This window comes from Streptococcus sp. 27098_8_99 (assembly GCF_041431935.1).
Taxonomy (GTDB): domain Bacteria; phylum Bacillota; class Bacilli; order Lactobacillales; family Streptococcaceae; genus Streptococcus; species Streptococcus parasanguinis_D.
This window is the reverse complement of sequence record NZ_JAPVYQ010000007.1, coordinates 1-21,503: the sequence shown is the minus strand read 5'-3', so window position 1 is coordinate 21,503 and position 21,503 is coordinate 1. Positions and strand designations below refer to the sequence as shown.

The 21,503-nt window shown below is 38.8% G+C and carries 19 protein-coding genes; all 19 read left to right on the top strand.

The window, feature by feature from the left end; all coding sequences use genetic code 11:
* Positions 1-74 precede the first annotated feature (74 nt).
* The gene (gene nrdD / locus O3605_RS05405) at positions 75-2,285 is read left to right on the top strand and encodes an anaerobic ribonucleoside-triphosphate reductase (protein ID WP_371585517.1); all 2,211 of its coding nucleotides are present in this window, start codon (positions 75-77) and stop codon (positions 2,283-2,285) included.
* Between the two features lie 11 nt (positions 2,286-2,296).
* A complete protein-coding gene (locus O3605_RS05400) occupies positions 2,297-2,437 on the top strand; it encodes a hypothetical protein (RefSeq protein ID WP_371585452.1) in 141 nt (46 codons plus the stop codon).
* Between the two features lie 38 nt (positions 2,438-2,475).
* Positions 2,476-2,961, top strand: a complete 486-nt coding sequence (locus tag O3605_RS05395) for a GNAT family N-acetyltransferase (RefSeq protein ID WP_371585450.1) — start codon at positions 2,476-2,478, stop codon at positions 2,959-2,961.
* Positions 2,962-2,981: 20 nt separating this feature from the next.
* Positions 2,982-3,587, top strand: coding sequence for an anaerobic ribonucleoside-triphosphate reductase activating protein (gene nrdG / locus O3605_RS05390; RefSeq protein ID WP_061455841.1), 606 nt, complete (start codon positions 2,982-2,984; stop codon positions 3,585-3,587).
* Positions 3,588-3,775: 188 nt separating this feature from the next.
* Entirely contained in the window at positions 3,776-5,245 is a 1,470-nt protein-coding gene (gene cpsA, locus O3605_RS05385) for an LCP family glycopolymer transferase CpsA (RefSeq protein WP_061455840.1), read from the top strand.
* Complete coding sequence (cps4B, locus tag O3605_RS05380; RefSeq protein ID WP_061455839.1) at positions 5,242-5,973, top strand: capsular polysaccharide biosynthesis protein Cps4B; 732 nt, start codon at positions 5,242-5,244, stop codon at positions 5,971-5,973. The genes cpsA and cps4B overlap by 4 nt, the downstream gene beginning before the upstream one ends.
* 44 nt (positions 5,974-6,017) lie before the next feature.
* On the top strand, positions 6,018-6,713 hold the full coding sequence (locus tag O3605_RS05375; protein WP_049496430.1) for a Wzz/FepE/Etk N-terminal domain-containing protein: 696 nt from the start codon (positions 6,018-6,020) through the stop codon (positions 6,711-6,713).
* A 12-nt stretch (positions 6,714-6,725) separates the two neighbouring features.
* Positions 6,726-7,418, top strand: a complete 693-nt coding sequence (locus O3605_RS05370) for a tyrosine-protein kinase (RefSeq protein ID WP_049496427.1) — start codon at positions 6,726-6,728, stop codon at positions 7,416-7,418.
* Between the two features lie 19 nt (positions 7,419-7,437).
* A complete protein-coding gene (locus O3605_RS05365) occupies positions 7,438-8,814 on the top strand; it encodes a sugar transferase (protein WP_371585448.1) in 1,377 nt (458 codons plus the stop codon).
* Positions 8,815-8,852: 38 nt separating this feature from the next.
* Positions 8,853-10,025, top strand: a complete 1,173-nt coding sequence (gene cps2T, locus O3605_RS05360; RefSeq protein WP_371585446.1) for a beta 1-4 rhamnosyltransferase Cps2T — start codon at positions 8,853-8,855, stop codon at positions 10,023-10,025.
* 2 nt (positions 10,026-10,027) lie between these two features.
* Complete coding sequence (locus tag O3605_RS05355) at positions 10,028-11,176, top strand: glycosyltransferase family 4 protein (protein ID WP_371585445.1); 1,149 nt, start codon at positions 10,028-10,030, stop codon at positions 11,174-11,176.
* A 134-nt stretch (positions 11,177-11,310) separates the two neighbouring features.
* The gene (locus O3605_RS05350; RefSeq protein WP_371585443.1) at positions 11,311-12,285 is read left to right on the top strand and encodes a glycosyltransferase family 2 protein; all 975 of its coding nucleotides are present in this window, start codon (positions 11,311-11,313) and stop codon (positions 12,283-12,285) included.
* Positions 12,286-12,480: 195 nt separating this feature from the next.
* Positions 12,481-13,470 (top strand): stealth family protein, encoded by a 990-nt coding sequence (locus O3605_RS05345; RefSeq protein WP_061455834.1) that lies wholly within the window; start codon positions 12,481-12,483, stop codon positions 13,468-13,470.
* A gap of 29 nt (positions 13,471-13,499) precedes the next feature.
* A complete protein-coding gene (locus O3605_RS05340; protein ID WP_003014554.1) occupies positions 13,500-14,612 on the top strand; it encodes a glycosyltransferase in 1,113 nt (370 codons plus the stop codon).
* Positions 14,613-14,628: 16 nt separating this feature from the next.
* The gene (locus O3605_RS05335; protein ID WP_003014514.1) at positions 14,629-15,558 is read left to right on the top strand and encodes a glycosyltransferase family protein; all 930 of its coding nucleotides are present in this window, start codon (positions 14,629-14,631) and stop codon (positions 15,556-15,558) included.
* Positions 15,555-16,796, top strand: a complete 1,242-nt coding sequence (locus O3605_RS05330) for an O-antigen ligase family protein (protein WP_003014546.1) — start codon at positions 15,555-15,557, stop codon at positions 16,794-16,796. Before O3605_RS05335 ends, O3605_RS05330 begins: the two co-directional genes overlap by 4 nt.
* Positions 16,789-18,243 (top strand): flippase, encoded by a 1,455-nt coding sequence (locus tag O3605_RS05325; RefSeq protein WP_021154071.1) that lies wholly within the window; start codon positions 16,789-16,791, stop codon positions 18,241-18,243. Before O3605_RS05330 ends, O3605_RS05325 begins: the two co-directional genes overlap by 8 nt.
* A 1-nt stretch (position 18,244) precedes the next feature.
* Positions 18,245-19,351: a glycosyltransferase family 4 protein gene (locus O3605_RS05320; RefSeq protein WP_371585441.1), complete on the top strand. Its 1,107-nt coding sequence runs from the start codon at positions 18,245-18,247 to the stop codon at positions 19,349-19,351.
* Positions 19,352-19,570: 219 nt separating this feature from the next.
* Positions 19,571-21,503 (top strand): GBS Bsp-like repeat-containing protein (locus O3605_RS05315; protein WP_371585440.1); only part of this gene is annotated, 1,933 nt, incomplete at its 3' end.

Sequence of the window (21,503 nt, the reverse complement as noted above, 5' to 3'; positions counted from 1 at the left end):
AAGATATTGATTTTTATTTTTGGAGTGGTATAATACAACTTGTATGTAAATAAATGAAGAGAGGCATGTTTGGTATGATCACCTTGAGAGAAGAAAAACTGAGAATGGCCCCGGATATTTTTGTTGAAAAACGAGATGGCCGTCGAGTTCAATTCGATGTTGAAAAAATTTATAAAGCCTTGTTGAAGGCGACAGAAGAAGTGACTTCTCTCACTCCAGTGATGGAAGCCAAACTAGAAGCTGTTGTCGATCGTGTGATCGCAGAGATCTTGGAACGTTTTCCAAATGGCGTGAAGATCTATGAGATCCAAAATGTCGTCGAACATGAATTGCTTCAAGCCAACGAATATGCGATTGCTGAGAGTTACATTACTTATCGGACGCAGCGGGATTTTGAGCGCTCAAAAGCGACGGATATCAACTTTACGATTGGAAAACTCCTCAACAAGGACCAAGCGGTTGTCAATGAAAATGCCAATAAGGACAGCGATGTCTTTAATACGCAACGGGACTTGACGGCAGGGATCGTTGGTAAGTCTATTGGTCTTAAAATGTTGCCTAAACACGTAGCCAATGCCCATCAAAAAGGGGATATCCACTACCATGATTTGGACTATAGCCCTTATACACCGATGACCAACTGCTGTTTGATCGATTTTGAAGGCATGCTCAGAAATGGCTTTAAGATTGGGAATGCAGAAGTAGAAAGTCCTAAGTCCATCCAAACTGCAACGGCTCAAATCTCGCAGATTATTGCCAATGTAGCTTCTAGTCAGTACGGGGGTTGCTCGGCTGACCGGATCGATGAAGTCTTGGCCCCTTATGCAGAAAAGAACTACCAAAAGCACTTGGCAGATGCCAAAGAGTGGGTACTTCCTGAAAAGCAAGAGGACTATGCTTGGAGCAAGACTCAAAAAGATATCTATGATGCCATGCAATCGCTGGAATATGAGATCAATACGCTCTTTACCTCGAACGGACAAACTCCCTTTACTTCGCTTGGTTTTGGTCTTGGGACCAATCGCTTCGAGCGGGAAATCCAAAAGGCGATTTTGGAAATCAGAATCAAGGGACTTGGATCGGAACATCGGACCGCTATCTTTCCAAAGCTGATCTTTACCCTTAAGCGGGGGCTCAACCTAGAACCTGGAACTCCTAACTATGATATCAAGCAATTGGCCTTGGAATGTGCGACGAAGCGTATGTACCCAGACGTTTTGTCTTATGACAAGATTGTCGAGTTGACAGGCTCCTTCAAGGTGCCAATGGGATGTCGCTCTTTCCTTCAAGGTTGGAAGGACGAGAATGGTGTGGAAGTCAATTCTGGCCGGATGAATCTAGGGGTTGTGACAGTCAATTTACCTCGGATTGCCTTGGAATCAGGTGGAGACAAGGAGAAGTTCTGGCAAATCTTTAATGAACGGATGAACATCGCTGAAGATGCCTTGGTTTACCGGGTGGAACGCACCAAAGAAGCGACACCAGCTAATGCGCCGATTCTCTACCAATATGGGGCTTTCGGGAAACGCTTGGGTAAATATGACCAGGTAGATCAGCTCTTCCGTCATCGCAGAGCAACTGTTTCTCTGGGCTATATCGGACTCTATGAAGTTGCAACCGTCTTTTATGGTCCAAATTGGGAACACAATCCAGAAGCCAAACAATTCACGATCGATATCATCAAGGATATGAAAGCGCGCGTGGAAGAATGGTCTGACCAGTATGATTACCACTTCTCCATCTATTCGACACCGTCAGAAAGCTTGACAGACCGCTTCTGTCGCCTAGATACGGAGAAATTTGGTAAGGTTCCGGATATTACAGACAAGGAATACTACACCAATAGTTTCCACTACGATGTTCGTAAGAACCCAACGCCATTTGAGAAGTTAGATTTTGAAAAAGTTTATCCTGAAGCTGGGGCGTCTGGTGGCTTTATCCACTATTGTGAATACCCTGTGCTCCAACAAAATCCAAAAGCCCTTGAAGCGGTTTGGGATTATGCCTATGACCGGGTCGGTTATCTCGGAACCAATACGCCGATTGACCGTTGTTACAAGTGTGATTTTGAAGGAGATTTCACGCCGACTGAGCGCGGATTTGCTTGTCCAAACTGTGGCAATAGCGATCCGAAAACGGTTGATGTGGTCAAACGGACCTGTGGTTATCTAGGAAACCCGCAAGCTCGTCCGATGGTCAATGGCCGTCATAAGGAAATCGCTGCGCGGGTCAAACACATGAATGGATCCACTATCAAATCAGCTGGATACCAAGTGACAGATTAGAAAAGGACATTATGGGAAAATACCAATTAGATGATAAAGGAAAGGCTCAGGTTCAACGATTCCACGAAAAGCATTCAAAGGGTGGAGTCAATAAAAAAGACCGAGTAGCCAGCCTGAGAGAACAATTTTTAAAGAAAAATAAGAAAAAGTGAGAGTCCGCTCTCGCTTTTCTCGTATGGGGGAGGTAAAGATGGAATTACGCAGACCAACATTAGCAGATAAAGAAACCATTCTAAACATGATGGCAGAGTTTGAAGAGACCCAGTCGGCCCACGACGGCGGCTTTTGGGATGCTGAGAACTTTGATTATGAGGAGTGGCTAGAAACTAACCTTAATAAAGAAATGGGAATAAACTTGCCTGAAAATCGCGTTCCATCAATTCAGTTCGTATTGTTTGATGAATCAGGTCATGCTTTAGGTTTTTTGAATCTACGGCTGAGACTAAATGAGGGATTGCTGAATTATGCTGGTCATATCGGTTATTCCATCCGCCCTTCTGAAAGGGGCAAAGGATATGCCAAGGAAGCTCTCCGTCAAGGTCTGCGAGTAGCAAAAGAAAAGAACATTCATCGTGCTCTGGTGACATGTAGCACGGAAAATCCGGCCAGTCGAGCTGTTATCTTAGCTAATGGTGGAGAATTGGAGGATGTTCGAAATGGAACGGAGCGCTATTGAATAGAAGTGGAGTAGAAAGCATGACATGGAATACACCAAAACCAGGCGAGTGGAAGAGTGAGGAGCTCAGCCAAGGGCGCATCATTGACTATAAGGCTTTTAACTTTGTCGATGGCGAAGGGGTGCGCAACTCCCTTTATGTGGCCGGTTGCATGTTTCACTGTGAGGGTTGTTACAATGTAGCAACTTGGTCTTTCAATGCAGGCATTCCCTACACTAAAGAGTTAGAAGAGCAAATCATGGCCGATTTGGCTCACCCCTATGTCCAGGGCCTGACCCTGCTTGGGGGGGAACCCTTTCTTAACACCGGCATCCTTCTGCCCTTGGCCAAGCGCGTGAGAAAAGAATTGCCCGACAAAGACATCTGGTCATGGACAGGCTACACTTGGGAAGAAATGATGTTGGAGACCCCTGACAAACTAGAACTTTTATCTCTGATTGATATACTAGTCGATGGGCGCTATGATAAGAGCAAGCGCAACCTCATGTTGCAGTTCCGTGGCTCTTCTAACCAGCGGATCATTGATGTTCAAAAATCCCTCAAAGAAGGAAAAGTCGTCATCTGGGACAAGCTCAATGACGGCAAAGAAAGTTTTGAGCAGGTCAAACGAGATGATCTTTTGTAGGATCTTCAAAAAAACCGGGTTTTTCGCCCGGTTTTTTAGATTCTCTGCATAAGTATACAAGGGATTTTGCTTATTTCAGAAAACGCTTACTTTTCAAATGCCCATAATGGACAAAAAAGTGATAATTAATGCATTTTTTGCTAAAAATATGTTACAATAAATATGATTAGGACTAATTGGAGGTATTTATGTCACAAAGGAGACGGAGTCGTCGTTCAGAATATAAGTGGGGGCAATTGCGAATCATTAATTCCGTATTGCTTATTTTTTTGCTTATGACTGCAAGTTGGGCGACCTATACCATGTTGGCCAATAACATCTTGGCTTTTCGCTATGTCAATGTTCTCGTGATGGCACTATTAGCTGTTCTCTCGCTCTTGTCAGCTTGTTTTGTGATTAAAAATCAGGCCAAAAAGACAACTTTGGTCCTGCTTCTTGTCGGCTTATTGGCTAGTTCAGGAGTTTTGTTTGCTAGTCAACAGTTGCTGAATCTGACCAGTAATGTCAACGGCCACTCTAACTATACAGAGTTTGAGATGGCTGTCTATGTCAAGAAAGACAGTGACATCAAAGATATCAAAGAAATCAAGGAAGTGGTGGCACCAAAGGGCAACAATAACGAAGCCAATCTCACGGCCCTCTTGGACAACATCAAAAAGACCAAGGGTCAGGAAATTTCTGTAGTGGATGCACCAACTTATCTAGATGCCTATAAGAGCCTGCAAGAAGGGAATTCTTCTGCTATGGTCCTCAACAGTACCTTTGAAGATACCATCGCTGCAGAAGATGCGGACTATGCGAAGAAGTTGAAGAAAATCTATTCCTACAAGATCCGAAAAGAAGTGGCAGCGACGAGCAAGGTGTCTGCCGATGCGGATGTCTTTAACATCTATGTCAGCGGGATCGATACTTATGGCCCAGTAACCTCGGTTTCTCGATCAGATGTCAATATCATCATGACTGTCAATCGGAAGACCAAGCAAGTCCTATTGACAACGACACCACGGGATGCCTATGTGCCAATCGCAGATGGTGGCAACAACCAAAATGATAAGTTGACCCATGCAGGGATCTACGGAGTGGATGCTTCGATCCATACCCTTGAGAATCTCTATGATATCAAGCTCAACTATTATGTTCGTCTCAATTTCACCTCTTTCCTCAAGTTGATTGACCTTCTAGGGGGAATCGATGTGGAAAATGACCAAGAATTCACGAGCCTTCATGGCAAGTTCCATTTCCCAGTTGGAAAGGTTCATTTGAATTCAGAGCAAGCCCTCGGTTTTGTCCGAGAACGCTACTCACTCCAAGGCGGCGACAATGATCGTGGGAAAAACCAAGAAAAAGTCATTGCGGCCATTATCAAAAAGTTGACCTCTACCAAGGTCTTAAGCAACTACAATGAGATTATCGGAAACCTCCAAGATTCTGTCCAAACCAACATGCAGTTGCCGACCATGATGAACTTGATCAATACCCAATTAGAAACGGGTGGTTCTTATGAGGTGACTTCTCAAGCGATCACTGGTCAAGGACGAAATGACTTGCCGTCTTATGCTATGCCTGGTTACAACCTCTATGTCATGGAGTTGGATCAAGCCAGCTTGACCAAGGCTAAGGAAACCATTCAAAAAGTAATGGAAGGAAAAGAAAAATGATTGATATCCATTCGCACATCGTCTTTGATGTGGATGATGGACCAAAGACAAGAGAAGATACGCGTGCCTTATTGGAAGAAAGCTATCGCCAAGGGGTACGGACCATTATCTCCACTTCTCATCGTCGCAAGGGGATGTTTGAAACTCCCGAAGAAAAGATTTCTGAAAATTTTCAAGAAGTGAAAAAAATTGCGGCAGAGGTCGCGCCAGATTTATCGATTCATTACGGGGCAGAGATCTACTTTACTAATGATGTCTTGAAAAAACTGGAAGAAAAGATCATTCCACGTTTGGCAGAGACGCGCTTTGCGCTGATTGAATTCAGTATGGGAACGCCTTACAAGGAGATCCATACGGCCTTGGACCGTTTGCTCCATCTAGGTGTGACACCGGTGGTGGCCCATATTGAGCGCTATAAGTGCTTGGAGAAAAATGAGGAGCGCGTGCAAGAGATGATTGACATGGGTTGCTACATGCAGATCAATAGTTCCAGTGTTCTCAAGCCTCGCCTCTTTGGGGATGAGCAAAAACAACTGAAAAAACGAGCTCGGTACTTCTTAGAAAAAGACTTGGTGCACTTTGTGGCCAGTGATATGCACAATGTGGACAAACGACCGCCTTATATGGCAGAAGCCTATCGCTTGATCAAGGAAGAATACGGAGAACAACGAGCACAAGCTCTCTTTGTCAGCAATCAAGAACTCTTGTTAGCGGATGAATTAATCTAACCAGGAAACAGGTGGAGAGATCCACATGAAGGAGTAATTAGGAAATGAACAATCAAGAAAATCAAGCAGTGGAAATTGATGTTTTCGCTATGCTGAAGACCCTATGGAAACGCAAGTTTTCGATCGTTTTGGTCGCTCTTGTCTTTGCCATTGCAGCATTTGGCTACAGTGCCTTTTTAGCCAAGAAAGAATACCAAAGTACTAGCCGGATCTATGTGGTCAGCCGTCAAAACCAAGACAACAATGCCTTGACAAACTCTGATTTGCAGGCGGGTTCTTACTTGGTTAAGGACTACCGTGAGATCATTCTTTCTCAGAATGTCTTGAGCCAAGCTATCGAAGAATTGAAACTCGATATGACACCTGCTGAATTGTTGAAAAAGATCAGTGTGTCCGTTCCAACAGATACTCGTATCCTTTCGATCACGGCTAAGGACGGAGATCCAAAAGAAGCGGCTCGTATTGCTAATGGTCTTCGGAATGTAGCAGCTGAAAAGATCATTTCTGTGACCAAGGTGTCAGATGTTACGACCTTGGATGAAGCCGAAGTGCCTCAATCACCTTCTTCACCAAATATCAAGCGCAATGTCCTTCTTGGCTTTATTGCTGGAGCTGGTTTGATGGTGGTTCTCATGGTCGTAGTAGAAGTCTTGGACGATCGTGTCAAGAGACCAGAAGACGTTGAAGAGCTGATGGGTCTGACCTTACTTGGTGTTGTACCAGATATTAAGAAACTATAGACTGGAGATCGCATGAATACGTTAGAAATTTCAAAAAACAAATTGCAAGAAATTCGAAAAGTGGAAGAGTACTTCAATGCTCTTGCGACCAATATCCAATTGAGTGGAGTGGATCTAAAAGTCATCGCTGTCTCATCTGTTCAAGAAAATGAAGGAAAATCAACCACTTCAACCAACTTGGCCGTTGCTTTTGCGCGTGCGGGTTACAAGACCCTCTTGGTCGACTGTGATATCCGGAACTCTGTCATGACAGGGATTTTCCGTAGTCGTACTAAGATTCAAGGGTTAACAGATTTCTTATCTGGTCGTAGCCAATTGGACCAAATTTTGTATGCGACTGATTTTCCAAACTTGGATATCATCGAGTCTGGACAGGTCGCACCAAACCCAACAGGTCTCTTGCAAAGCAAGAACTTCACTGTGATGATGGATGCCCTGCGTGAGCATTTTGACTACATCATTGTCGATACGCCTCCAATCGGGGTCGTGATCGATGCAGCCATTATCGCCCAACGCTGTGATGGAACTGTCTTGATCACAGAATCTGGTGCCAATGGACGCAAGGCTGTCCAAAAGGCCAAGGACCAATTAGAACAAACAGGCACACCTTTCTTAGGAGTAGTGCTCAATAAATTTAACATTAAAGCTGCTGAGTATGGTTCGTATGGTGGATACGGATCTTACGGAGAGTACGGGAAAAAGTAAAGAATAGGATTGAGGGAAAATGGGAGAAGAAAGAATCGAACTGGAAAAATTAAATATTGTTCTCTTTCAAAGTTTGGCTGTCCTATTTTCAGCTTACATTGTGAGTCTTTTTAAGGATGCAGAATACACATCGCAGACGATCGCCATTCTCTATCTCTTGCATTTTGTAGCCTTCTACATTAGCAATGTCTCCTATCGTTTTTACAGCAGAGGCTATCTGGATGAGCTCTTTCAGGTCTTGAAATACAATGTATTTTTCGCTGTTGGGATCACCTTTACCTCTTTTATGCTCGACGGGGTCTTTTCCATTTCTCGTCGGGGGATGATCTACTTCTTTCTTTTCAATACGTTTTCCGTCTACATCATGGATCTCTTGCTCAAGAGATACCGGAAGTCTGTTTCACCACGGCGGAAAAGTTCGCGAAAGATTTTCTTGATCACAGCGACCAGTCGGATGGAAAGGGTATTTGATATTCTGCATTCGCCCAGCCTCTATCATGGGGAATTGATCGGTGTCACTGTCATGGATGATACGGATTTTACCCATTCGGGTGTACGGGTGGTGCAGCCGGATCAAATGATGAACTTTGTGACCAAGGAAGTGGTGGATGAAGTGTTTATCAATCTGCCAAGTGAGGACTACAATATTAGTGACTTCGTCTCGGAGTTTGAGAGTATGGGGATCGATGTATCGGTCAATCTCAATGCCTTTAACTTCGCTTCTTTGGGCAATAAACGGGTTCGAGAAGTCGGGGGACTAAGTGTCGTCACTTTCTCAACCAATTTCTACAAACCGAGCCACGTATTGGCCAAACGTCTCTTGGATATTGCGGGAGCCCTCTTTGGTCTCTTGATTTGTGGACTAGTAAGTATTGTCTTAGTCCCTCTGATCCGTAAAGATGGCGGCCCTGCCTTCTTTGTACAGAAGCGGGTCGGAAAGAACGGACGGTATTTTAACTTCTATAAATTCCGCTCCATGCGCGTGGATGCCGAAGAGATTAAAAAAGATCTGATGGCGCAAAACACCATGACAGGTGGGATGTTTAAGATGGAAAACGATCCGCGGGTAACATCAATCGGACGCTTTATCCGTAAGACCAGTCTGGATGAATTGCCACAATTTTACAATGTTCTGATCGGTGACATGAGTCTAGTCGGAACTCGTCCTCCAACGGTAGACGAATACCAAGACTATACGCCAGCCCAAAAACGCCGACTCAGTTTCAAGCCAGGGATTACAGGCCTTTGGCAAGTGAGCGGACGCAGTAAGATTACAGATTTTGACGAGGTAGTCAAACTCGACGTTGCATACATGGATGGTTGGACGATCTGGAAAGATATTCAGATCCTGCTCAAGACCGTGAAGGTTGTACTTAGAAAAGAAGGAGCGAAGTAGGAAAATACCTACTTCGTCCTTTCCATGTTAGGAGAAAAATGACACAATCAATTTATATCGTTGGTTCCAAAGGTATTCCAGCAAAATATGGTGGTTTTGAGACCTTTGTTGAAAAGTTGACAGAATTCCAACAAGACAAGGATATCCAGTATTATGTAGCTTGTATGAGGGAGAATTCAGCAAAATCAGGGATTACTGCAGATACTTTCGAGCATAACGGTGCAATTTGCTACAACATTGATGTCCCTAATATTGGTCCTGCACGTGCTATTGCTTATGATATCGCAGCACTTAATAAGGCGATTGAAATGGCTAAGGAAAATCAGGATCAGGCACCGATCTTCTATGTCTTAGCTTGCCGGATTGGTCCCTTTATTTCAGGTATTAAAAAGAAAATCAAGGCTATCGGAGGAACTCTGATGGTCAATCCGGATGGTCATGAGTGGCTTCGTGCCAAGTGGAGCCTTCCAGTCCGCAAGTATTGGAAGTTTTCTGAGCAACTCATGGTCAAACATGCTGATCTTTTAATCTGTGATAGCAAGAATATCGAAGCCTATATTCAGAAGGACTATGCTAAGTATCAGCCACAGACGACCTATATCGCCTATGGAACAGATACAAGCAAGTCTATCCTGAACAAAGAGGATGAGAAAGTCCGGACTTGGTTTGCGAATAAGCAAGTTGCTGAAGGAAACTACTATCTTGTCGTAGGTCGCTTTGTCCCGGAAAACAACTATGAGGCCATGATTCGTGGCTTTATGCAGTCCAATTCACAAAAAGATTTTGTCCTGATTACCAATGTAGAACAAAACAAGTTCTATGAACAGTTGCGTAAGGATACAGGATTTGATCAAGATCCTCGAGTGAAGTTTGTCGGGACGGTCTATGATCAAGAGTTGCTCAAATACATTCGTGAGAATGCCTTTGCTTATTTCCATGGTCATGAGGTAGGTGGTACCAATCCGTCACTTCTTGAGGCACTAGAGTCTACTAAGCTTAATCTATTGTTGGATGTTGGTTTTAACCGTGAAGTCGGTGAAGATGGGGCGCTCTATTGGAAGAAAGATCAATTGGCACATGTCATTTATCAGGCTGAACAAATGGATGCTCAAGCAATCGAAGATCTTAATCAAAAATCAAGTCAACGGATTTCAGAAGCTTTTACTTGGGAAAAGATTGTCACAGACTACGAGAAAGTATTTAAAGGTTAGAAATGCAGAAAATATTATATCTTCATGCTGGTGCCGAAATGTATGGTGCTGACAAGGTTTTGTTAGAGCTTATTAAAGGATTGGATAAAGATGCTTTTGAAGCACACGTTATTTTACCCAACGACGGTGTCTTAGTGGGTGCTTTAGAAGAGGTCGGTGCCAAGGTTAAAGTCATTGACTACCCAATCTTGCGTCGTAAATATTTTAATCCAAAAGGGATTCTTGAGTACTTTGGCTCTTATAACCGTTATTCCAAACAAATTGCAAAGTATGCTAAGGAGAATGGCATTAGCCTTATTCACAACAATACAACAGCAGTTCTTGAAGGAATTTACCTCAAGCGGAAGTTGAAACTTCCTTTGATTTGGCATGTGCATGAAATTATCGTCAAACCAAAAGCCATTTCAGATTTTATCAACTTTTTGATGGGGCGCTATGCGGATACGATTGTGACAGTTTCAAATGCTGTAGCCAACCATGTCAAGCAGTCTCGCTATGTGAAAGACGAGCAGGTTCAAGTTATCTATAATGGTGTTGACAATGCTGTTTACCAGGTGATGGATGCCAGCGCGGTCCGTGACCAGTTTGGTATCGCACAGGATGCCTTGGTTATTGGAATGGTTGGTCGAGTAAATGCCTGGAAAGGGCAAGGAGACTTCCTAGAAGCTGTGACGCCAATCTTACAGGCTAATCCAAAAGCAGTAGCCTTTTTAGCAGGTAGTGCATTTGATGGGGAAGAGTGGCGCGTGGATGAGTTGGAAAAGGCTATATCAGACTCACCGGTAGCTAGCCAAATCAAGCGAATTGACTATTATAGCAAGACGACAGAACTCTATAATATGTTTGATATCTTTGTCTTGCCAAGTACAAATCCAGATCCACTACCAACAGTCGTCCTCGAAGCCATGGCTTGTGGCAAACCTGTAGTCGGCTACCGACATGGTGGTGTCTGTGAGATGGTCAGGGAAGGTGAAAACGGTCTTCTTGCTATACCGAATCAGCCTGAAGAATTATCTAAGGCTATTCAAGAATTGGCTAACAATACCGAGAAGAGAGAGCAATTCGGTAAGGCCTCTGTCCAACGCCAAAAAGAACTCTTCTCATTACAAAGTTATATTCGGAATTTTTTGGAGTTGTATAAGAAATATTAAATAATCAAATTTGCTGAAAAAAGGATTATATCCGAGCTGATTTAAAGATTTACCATATATCATTGAATGTTGTAAGTCAATTAGATCAGAGAGGAGAAGAATTAGAGTAGAATAAAAAATTAGGTAAATAATCTATGAAACCACTATTAACTGTCGCCATTCCAGTATATAATGTTGAAAGATATTTAAAACGTTGCATTGAAAGTGTTCTTGCCCAAGAATGGAAGGACTATGAGATTCTACTTGTTGATGACGGGAGTACTGATCATTCTCCTCAAATCTGTGATGACTATGTTAAGGATTATGACTTTATCTCAGTTATTCATAAAGAAAATGGTGGACTTTCTGAAGCACGGAATACAGGTATTTCTCATGCCAAAGGAGAATATGTTTATTTTCCTGATTCAGATGATTGGATTGAACCAGATACCTTTATAGTGTTAGCAGAAGCGCTAGAATCTCAAGAGTTTGATATTATTTCTTTTAATCGTGATTTTGTGAAGGGTGAAGAAGATGCTATAGTTTCAGAACCAGAAGTGACTCAAGTATTTGAAGGTAAAGATGCTTTTGTTCAAATGCTGAAGCATCGTTATATTACTGGGTTTGCTAATGACAAAATCTATAGAAAGTCGTTATTTGTAGATAACAACATTTTATTTCCTAGCAGAAAATATTATGAAGATTTGGGAACAAATTACAAATTATTTCTTTCAGCTAAGAAAGTCTATGCGACAAATCAAAAGTACTATCACTACTTAATCGATAACCCAGATTCTATTACACAGTCTTGGAATGAGAAAAAGTTTAGAGATATGTTTGGGTTCTACAAAGAAGTTTTTTATTCTGATTTTGTTCGTTCTCAATTAAATCAAGAAGAGTTGCATATTTCACAACTTTATTATGTAAATGGATTGATTCACATACTAGCAAGTTTGTATAAATCTAAATTAGACAGAGAATATATAGACATTACTGATGAAGTGAAACAAGAATTGCTTAAGAATAGTGTTTCTCTTTCTCAAATGAAAGACCAACCAAATAAGTTAAAATATGTACTGTATAGACTTAAAGTGTTAAAACTAGCCTTCAGTATACAAAACGTTTTTTGATGTTGTTTTAAGAAATCATTCTGAGATTTTTAGACAAGGGTTTGGCAAATGAAGTTTGGACTATTTTATTTGATAAAGAAAAGTAACATAATATTTTTGGTCTTTCTTCTTTTTTATTGTATCGGAATAATGGACTTTTAACAAAAAAATTATATAGTTAGACCGGCCAAACAATTATTTTATAGGTGATTTAGCATGGAAGAAAAAATTGATTTTGTTGTACTTTGGGTTGATGGAAATGATCCTGACTTCATTAGAGAAAAAAATAAATATACGTCTAATAGTTTGCAGGTTGATAATGATGGAGATAATCTGCACCGTTATAGAGATTATGGAACATTCAATTATTGGTTTCGGATGGTAGAGAAGCATGCACCGTGGGTAAATAATATTTATCTTATAACTAATGGTCAAAAACCGGAATGGTTAAATTTAAATCATCCTAAACTAAAATGGGTTAGGCATAGTGATTTTATGCCTGAGGAATATTTACCAACATTTAATTCTGCTGCAATTGAGTTGAATTTACACCGCATTGAAGGTTTATCAGAGAACTTTGTTTTTTTTAACGATGACATGTATTTGATTCAAGATGTTAAGCCTGATGATTTTTTTGTCAACGGACAACCGAGGCTATTGGCTGTTTATGAAGCCTTGGTTCCGTGGTCATCTTTTTCCAAAGTTTATTTTAATAATGTAGAAGTTTTATATAGACATTTTTCAAATAAAAAAGCCTTGAAACAGTCGCCGTTTAAGTTTTTCAATTTTAAATATGGTCAATTGGTTTTAAAAAATATTTTGTTATTTCCATGGAAGATAACTGGATACTATAATCAGCATACACCAGTTCCAATAAAAAAGAGTACACTAATTCATTTATGGAATGTAGAAGAAGACATTTTTGTTCAAACATCTAAACATAAATTTAGAGACTATAATACGGATATAAATCATTATTTATTATGTTATTGGCAAATTGAAAGTAATGATTTTCAACCATCTACTAAAAATTTTGGAAAATCAATTTCAATTACCGCTGTTGATCAGCTTCCTAAATTATTATCGAAAAAAAAGACAAAATTACTTTGTGTCAATGATGATATGGCGATGACAGAAAATGACTTGGAGAAATTTTCTAAGATATTGTCTAATCGTTATCCTGACAAGTCTCAATTTGAATTGTGATTCAATGTATTAGTTACTGGAGTAAATAGATGAAAACTAAAATTTTACAAATGGGGGCAGACAATTTCGGAGCAGGAGGTAGGTCTGTAATAGCCTATAACTTGACTCGTCCCTTAACAGACGACTTTCAAGTTGACTTTTTGGCTATTGGAAAATTGAAGAACCCTAGTTTTCATCGAATAATTGAAGAAAACGGGGGACAGGTTCAACATGTTAAGGAAGCATCAAGTAAAATAAAAAGGCTAAGAAATATCTACTCTATTTTAAAAAAAGAAAAGTACGATATTGTTCATATTAACGCAGATGATGCTATCGAGGGGTTATTTAATATTATTCTGTCAAAGCTTGTAGGTGCAAAAATAGTACTTCATGCTCACACTACTTCATCTAGTCGTGGTAAGGGTTTTGTTGGCAGATTAAAAATGTTAACGGCAAGAAAAATAATTAAGTTTCTTGTTGATTATAAGTTGGCCTGTTCACTTGAAGCAGCGAATTATTTGTATGGCGATACTGATTTGTCTGATGTGGCGATACTGAAAAATGGTATTGTAATCAATGACTTTTTATATAATGAAGAGTTAAGGCAAAAGGTACGAGAGAATCTAAATATTCCAGTGGAGGCTATCGTTTTAGGTACTGTCGGGAGAATGTCATATGAAAAAAATCCTGAATTTATAGTTGACCTAATACATACTTTTTTTCTAAAGGCACCTAATTTTTATTTTATATGGATTGGTGATGGTGAAGAACGAGCTAATATAGAAACGCTGCTAGACGAAGAAATAAAATTAGGAAGGGTTTTATTGCTTGGAAAACAAGAACAACCAGCACAATATTTACAAGCAATGGATGTTTTTTTGTTACCTTCTTTCTATGAAGGATTTGGAATCGTGAATATTGAAGCACAAGCATCTGGACTACCTTGTGTGGTAAGTTCTGCTGTTCCAGAGTCAGCATCGGTTAATTCAAACTTTTATAGATTATCATTATCTGATGGTGTTGAAAAGTGGTCAGATTTTATCACCTCTATGAGTTATGAACGCCTTCCATATGGTTCTAGAGAAAAAATAAAAGAAGCTGGATTTGATATAGAGGATAGCGCTAGAAAATTACGAATAATCTATCAGGAATTAGCGAAGTAAAACAAAAGGAGATTCTATGTACTCATTAATTATTACTGATTACAAATCAATGAGTGATACAGTAGATTATATAAAAAAGTTTATTGATATATATGTTGGGAATGATGTACATTACATTATCGTAGATAATAGTGCGGAAGAATTGGGGAAACAATTCTTACAAGATTCTAAAGTTGAATTTACTTCCTCTGCTTTTAATGGGAAAAAAGTTTATTCTTTTGAAATTTCACAAAGGAAAATTTATATAATTGATTCCAATGAAAATGGTGGATACTCTAAAGGCAATAATTTAGGTGCAAAATTTGCAATTCAGAACTTTGATACACGCTATCTAGTTTTTTCAAACAATGATTTAGAGTTTCCTAATGGTTTACAGTTGAATGAATGTAAAACTATCATTGAAACGAGCGATCATCCAATAGGTATAGTTGGTCCTAAGATTCTTACTCCTCAAGGAGATATTCAAAGTCCTCGTAAGCGGATGAATTTTGTAGAAGAGATGATCCTTCAGGATTATAATAGGCAGTGGTTTAATAGTAAGATACATAAATGGATTGATATTGACTATACTGCTCCTGAGGGTGAGACTGGATGGGTTAGTGGTAGCTTTATGTTTGTTTCTAGAAATGCTTTTGAAGCAGTATCAGGATTTGATGAAAATATTTTTCTCTATTGTGAAGAAATGATTTTAAGTGAAAGAATGAGGAATAAGGGATATATGACTTATTTCTATCCTGAATGGACAATTTATCATTATCATAGAGGAGCGCATAATCCTGAGTCAGAGAAAATTGGCCGTGTATCAAAAAAATACTATTACAGAGAATATAGAGGGGCATCTAAACTTTCTTTGAAAATATCTGATATGTCCTACTTCTTGTGTAAAAAGATATATCGATTGAAAAAAATATTGGATGGTACGTATTTCAAGGAGAAAAAACATTGAAATTTAATAAATATCTTTTTCTATTTTTACTATTTTTCTTGATTGAATTCAGAGGTTTTTATCTAGTAAGTTGGCCGAATTTACTGGGAGGAGCGGCCAGTAATAAATTAGGAGTTGCATTCTATTCTTTAATATTATTTTTGGCATACTTTATCTATAATAAAGGGAAACTTAAACTAGGTATTTTTGGAAATTATATCCTAATCTTTTTTCTAATTCTGTTTTTTAATTCGCTTGTGTCAATGTATTTATTTGATTACTCGATTACGCAAGTATTGTGGGATGTTCTTCCTTATTCAATTTTACTCCTTTATTTTCCTCTTTGCGAGATATTTAAGACAGAAAGAAACTATAAGCTTTTTGTTAAAATCGGTCAGATAACTATTTCAATAGTATCAATATTATTTGTTATGCAAGTATACAGATATCATGGCTTGCAAACATTGTTTTTGAAAATTGAAGAGATTATTCCTATAAGTTATATTTATAATTTAACAGTACCTTTACGTATTTATAGTGTTTTTGAGGGACTTGTTCGGGTATTTGTTATATTGGTGGCATGGAAAATTATTGCAAATCATTTTAAAAAATCATTTTTTGATATAGTTAGTTTATTATTGATGTTAGTTGCTATTTTTTATGTTGATCAGTCGAGATACTATTTGGTGACTGTACTAATAGTCATTCTTTCAATGTATTTCATATACAATAAGCGTAGACTAACTCTATCCTCATTATTATGGACTCTTATTTTAGGGACGGCGGGTTTATTCATTATTTCAAATAAATTTGGTTCAATATCTGATAGTATTTCGGATAACACCGGCTCCTCTTTTGCTCGAACAGGTGCAATAGAATATTATTTTAATAAAATTTTTACTTATCCATTTGGTTTAGGATTGCATACTCCGGAAAAGGGCACTTCTTTATATTATTTTATAAAAGGGCCTGATGGATTTTTTAATTATGATGATATCGGGATATTTGGAACATTAGGTTCTTTGGGGGTGCCAGGGTTTGTATGGTATATCCTTTTGACTATAAATTTAATTATGACGTGGGTAAAGAAACTTAGTTCCAACGTATTAATAACAGGCCTACTGATTAGTTTTCTGATGAGCCTTCCAATCATGTCATATATTGATAGACCTCGGATTATTGCGTTAACGTTGACACTAGTTATTATCAATAATGAATCTGCAAAATTAAACAGAGATGGAGAGTTAATAGATGACTAAAAAAATGGGAGTGAATGCGGCTTTAAATTTATTTAAAACAGCACTTTCAATTATATTCCCTTTAATCACTTATCCCTATATCAGTAGAATATTAGGTGTGGAGAACCTAGGAAAAATTAATTATACAGCTTCTATTGTAGGTTACTTTTCTTTAGTTGCTGCACTTGGGATCTCTACTTATGCTATTAGGGAAGGGGGGCGTATTAGATCTGATTCTAAGAAATTAAGTCATTTAGGTAATCAAATTTTTACTATAAATATTTTATCGACGATAGTATCCTATCTGTTGTTAGTATTAGTTGTATGCTTATTTATTCCGAATAGAGAATATCAAATTCTGATTTTTATTCAAAGTTTGACAATTGTTTTTACAACACTCGGAGTGGACTGGATAAACGTTCTTTTTGAGGATTTCCTTTATATTACGATTAGAAGTATCATTATACAAATTTTATCGTTGATATTGATGTTTGTTCTTGTTAAAACAGCTAGTGATTTATATCTATATACATTTATCTCAGTAATTGGTTCAGGGATATCTTGTATTTTAAATTTAATCTATTGTAGAAAGTATTTAAAACTCTCTCTTGTTTGGAGACTTGATCTAGTAAAGCATTTTAAGCCAATTATTGTCTTGTTTTCTGGTGGTCTAGTAATTAGTATCTATGCTAATTCTGATATGCTAATATTAGAGTGGTTTAAAGGAGCATATTACGTTGGATTGTATGCTGTTGCAGCCAGAGTATATACAATATTAAAAAATTTATTAGCTTCAATCTATTCTGTTACAATACCTAGGTTGTCACATTTGTTTGGAGAACAGAAAATTGACGAATTTAAAAAAAGTTATACTCAAATACTTTCAGTGGTAACTCTAATCTTAATTCCAATGAGTGCAGGTCTTATTGTCCTATCTAGGGAAATTATTTTATTTTTAGGTGGAATAAAATTTATCGATGCCACTTTAACATTACAGTTACTAGCAATTAGTTTAATTGGAGCCATATTTGGTGGGATATTAACTTATGGGCTTAATATACCTATCGGACGTGAAACTGTAAACTTAACAGGAGCTCTATATGGAATTGTTGTAAATATCGGAATTAGTCTTCTTTTAATTCCAGTATTTTATCAGAATGGTGCTGCAGTAGCAACGATTGCATCAGAATTTTTTATTGTTTTATATAACTTTCTGGTTGTAAGAGAAAGCGGGAAGTACATTAATTTTGTACTATGGAGACAGAACTTAGTTCAAGCTTTACTAGGTTTCTTTTCAATAATAGTCATTGGTTTTGGGTTTAAGTTATTCGTAACTAATTCACTTCTTTTAATTTTTAGCATTACTTTAGTAAGCTTAATCATCTATTTATTAGAGCTCAAACTTTTAAAAAATCCATTGTTAGATCATATTTTAGATATAGCTAAACATAAATTTAGGAGGGGTTAGTTTGAAGATTGTAATTCCAAGAATTATTCATAACAAAGAACAATTGACCTGGGATTGGTCTGGTACAATAACTAATATTAAAAAGTATTTAGGAAAATACGAGATTGTTGAGGAACAGAATATTTTTTATACTTTTAGAATGAATGTGCACAAAGTGCTTGTTCGTTTAGGTATTAGAAAATCTGATATGAACATGACGTATATAAAATATGCTGAAAATCAAGTTCATCTCTCTCCAAAGGATGTTTGTCTTACATTTGATGAGTTTCCTTTATCTTTTCCTGATAATCCAGTGTATATCTATCAAGACTTGAATCTTCATTATTTGATAGAGAGTTCTCGAAACAATAGTCAATCATTCAAATATAGTGGTTTTCAAAACGTCTCGGCAGATATTCTAGATAGTCGAATGAGAAAACAGGAAACATTTTATAATCAAGCCACTGGAATATTTACTATGAGTAAATGGTTTTCAGATTACCTAATAGCTCAACAAGGGCTTCCAGTTGAAAAAGTTCATTACGTGGGAGCGGGAACAAATATGGACAACCTATTACTTGAGCACTCACATAAGGGACGAAATAAATTTTTATTTATTGGCAAAGATTTTTTGCGTAAAGGTGGAGATCTTGTTTATAATGCTTTTGTTTATTTGCAAAATAATCTCATGCCAGAGGCAGAGTTGTACATTATAGGTCCCTCAGATGCACCGATGGAATTTAACAATCCGAATGTTTATTTTTTAGGGAATCTACCAGCTGATAAGGTGCAATATTATTATAATCTTTGTGATGTATTTGTTTTACCTTCTCGATTTGAAGCATTTGGAATTGTGTTTGTTGAAGCTCTTTGCTATGGTTTACCATGTATTGGACGTAATTTAATGGAAATGCCAAATCTAATTCAAAATAATGAAACAGGATTATTAATACCTGCTGAAGAGGAAAACCCACGGGTTTTAGCTGATAAAATGTATAATCTAATAAAAGATGAAAGCTTCTTTAGAAATGTTCAGATGAAACAAGATTATTATAAAGCAGAATATTCGTGGGACACAGTTGCAAAAAGAATGATTTCAGTGATGAAACAGGATTTAGATCAGGTATAATTCTTTTTCTAATTAAATTTTTGACAACTACCGATTGTAGTAAATAATTTATTTGGGATATGAAAAATAGTTTAATAGCAAAAGAAGTCAGATAGACTTCTTTTTTTAGTTTTTCAAAAAATATCACTAATTTTAAAAATTTGCCTTATAAAACTTTTCATCGCTGAAACCGTGTGGTAAAATGATTAACGTATAAAATTTGTATAAAGGGAAGTTTATATGAAAAAGAAAGATCTTATTTTTTATGCCGGAGCGGCAGTCTTGATGGCTGTATCTGCTCAGGGAGTCAGTGCAGATGAGCTGGTTTCAAATGAGGCCGCTACTACTGAAGGCAACCAAGTCCAAGCTGAAAAAGCGCCAGAAGTAGCCGTTGCCGAAAAGTCGGTAGCACCTGTCGCAAGCAACTATGCAGCACCAGCAAATGTGACCGAGCAACCTGTGGCACCTGTGAACAAGGCCGCGGCTTCAGAAAGTGGAACCCCATCTGTAGAGAAAGCTACAGAAGCATCGACTACTGAGAAAGAAGAAACTCCTCTTCCGTCTAATACAGGAAGCACGACCTTCTTTAACACAGGCGCTCACGCTCCAGCTGGTCGTTCAACAGATGTGGCGGTTCAGCCAAAATCATTCGTTGACGTGAGTAGCCACAACGGAGACATTAGTATTGGAGACTACCGTACCCTAGCTAATAAGGGCGTGGGCGGTGTCGTTGTCAAATTGACAGAAGACACTTGGTACAAGAACCCGAATGCGGAGAATCAAATTCGTAATGCACAAGCTGCGGGTCTGCAAGTATCGACCTACCACTTCTCACGCTATACTTCTGAGGAAGCAGCGCGTGCAGAAGCACGATTCTACATTGCAGAGGCGCAACGCTTGAATCTTCCAAAGAACACCCTCATGGTCAATGACTTTGAGGATGCCAAGATGCAGCCAAACATTAACCGCAACACCCAAGCCTGGGCGGACGAAATGCGTAAAAATGGCTACACCAACTTGATGTTCTACACCAGTGCTAGCTGGTTGGATGAAAACAACCTTCGCAAGAAAGGTCCTGTCAACACCGCTCAATTTGGGCTTCAGAATTTCTGGGTTGCCCAATACCCTTCTCCAAAACTATCTGTAAATGATGCGAAAAGCTTGCGTTACAATGGGAAAGCTGGCGCCTGGCAGTTCACTTCTCAAGCGGAATTGCTTCCAGGAAAACACCTCTTTGACCACAGTGTGGACTATACCGGTCGCTTCACAGCGAACGCAAAACCTGCAGCGGATCCAACAGAAGGCAGCTTAAGTGGGAAGATTGACATTGTCAATAACGATACTATGACGGGCCGCTTTGACGTTGTCATCTCAAATGTCAAGGCACCAAATGGAGTTCGAACCGTTTCTGTACCGATCTGGTCAGAAACAGGCGGTCAAGATGACCTTGTTTGGTATACAGCCAATCGTCAAGCAAATGGGACCTATACCGTCAATGTAAAAGCAGCGGACCATAAAAACTCAACCGGTCTTTACAATGTTCACCTTTACTATGTTCAGAATAATGGACAAATGACGGGTGTGGGTGGAACAACGACAAATGTTTATATTGGAAAACGTCCAGAGGATTTAAAACCAAGTGGCACGTTAACGATTGAAAATAATAATGTCGAAACAGGCACGTTTGATGCAGTAATTCGCAATGTAGTAGCTCCAAATGGCTTGAAAGAAGTCTTGGTTCCAACTTGGTCCGACAAGAACTGGCAAGATGATTTAGTCTGGCATAAAGCAGTTCGTCAAAGCGATGGTAGTTACCGTGCGACCATCAAAGCCTCAGATCATAAAAATGATGATGGTAAGTACAATGTCCATGTTTATTATGTAGATCAAGCTGACAAACGAAACTACATCACAGAGACTACGACAGAAGTACACCACGTAAAACCAAGTGGTACTGTAACGATAGAGAACAATAATTCCGAGTCAGGCACGTTTGATGCAGTAATTCGCAATGTAGTAGCTCCAAATGGCTTGAAAGAAGTCTTGGTTCCAACTTGGTCCGACAAGAACTGGCAAGATGATCTAGTATGGCACAAAGCAGTCCGTCAAAGTGATGGCAGCTACCGTGCAACCATTAAAGCCTCAGATCATAAAAATGAGGATGGTAAGTACC

Coding starts and splice junctions, on each gene's coding strand:
- nrdD (WP_371585517.1), top strand. CDS start 75: ATGATCACCTTGAGAGAAGAAAAACTGAGAATGGCCCCGGATATTTTT.
- O3605_RS05400 (WP_371585452.1), top strand. CDS start 2,297: ATGGGAAAATACCAATTAGATGATAAAGGAAAGGCTCAGGTTCAACGA.
- O3605_RS05395 (WP_371585450.1), top strand. CDS start 2,476: ATGGAATTACGCAGACCAACATTAGCAGATAAAGAAACCATTCTAAAC.
- nrdG (WP_061455841.1), top strand. CDS start 2,982: ATGACATGGAATACACCAAAACCAGGCGAGTGGAAGAGTGAGGAGCTC.
- cpsA (WP_061455840.1), top strand. CDS start 3,776: ATGTCACAAAGGAGACGGAGTCGTCGTTCAGAATATAAGTGGGGGCAA.
- cps4B (WP_061455839.1), top strand. CDS start 5,242: ATGATTGATATCCATTCGCACATCGTCTTTGATGTGGATGATGGACCA.
- O3605_RS05375 (WP_049496430.1), top strand. CDS start 6,018: ATGAACAATCAAGAAAATCAAGCAGTGGAAATTGATGTTTTCGCTATG.
- O3605_RS05370 (WP_049496427.1), top strand. CDS start 6,726: ATGAATACGTTAGAAATTTCAAAAAACAAATTGCAAGAAATTCGAAAA.
- O3605_RS05365 (WP_371585448.1), top strand. CDS start 7,438: ATGGGAGAAGAAAGAATCGAACTGGAAAAATTAAATATTGTTCTCTTT.
- cps2T (WP_371585446.1), top strand. CDS start 8,853: ATGACACAATCAATTTATATCGTTGGTTCCAAAGGTATTCCAGCAAAA.
- O3605_RS05355 (WP_371585445.1), top strand. CDS start 10,028: ATGCAGAAAATATTATATCTTCATGCTGGTGCCGAAATGTATGGTGCT.
- O3605_RS05350 (WP_371585443.1), top strand. CDS start 11,311: ATGAAACCACTATTAACTGTCGCCATTCCAGTATATAATGTTGAAAGA.
- O3605_RS05345 (WP_061455834.1), top strand. CDS start 12,481: ATGGAAGAAAAAATTGATTTTGTTGTACTTTGGGTTGATGGAAATGAT.
- O3605_RS05340 (WP_003014554.1), top strand. CDS start 13,500: ATGAAAACTAAAATTTTACAAATGGGGGCAGACAATTTCGGAGCAGGA.
- O3605_RS05335 (WP_003014514.1), top strand. CDS start 14,629: ATGTACTCATTAATTATTACTGATTACAAATCAATGAGTGATACAGTA.
- O3605_RS05325 (WP_021154071.1), top strand. CDS start 16,789: ATGACTAAAAAAATGGGAGTGAATGCGGCTTTAAATTTATTTAAAACA.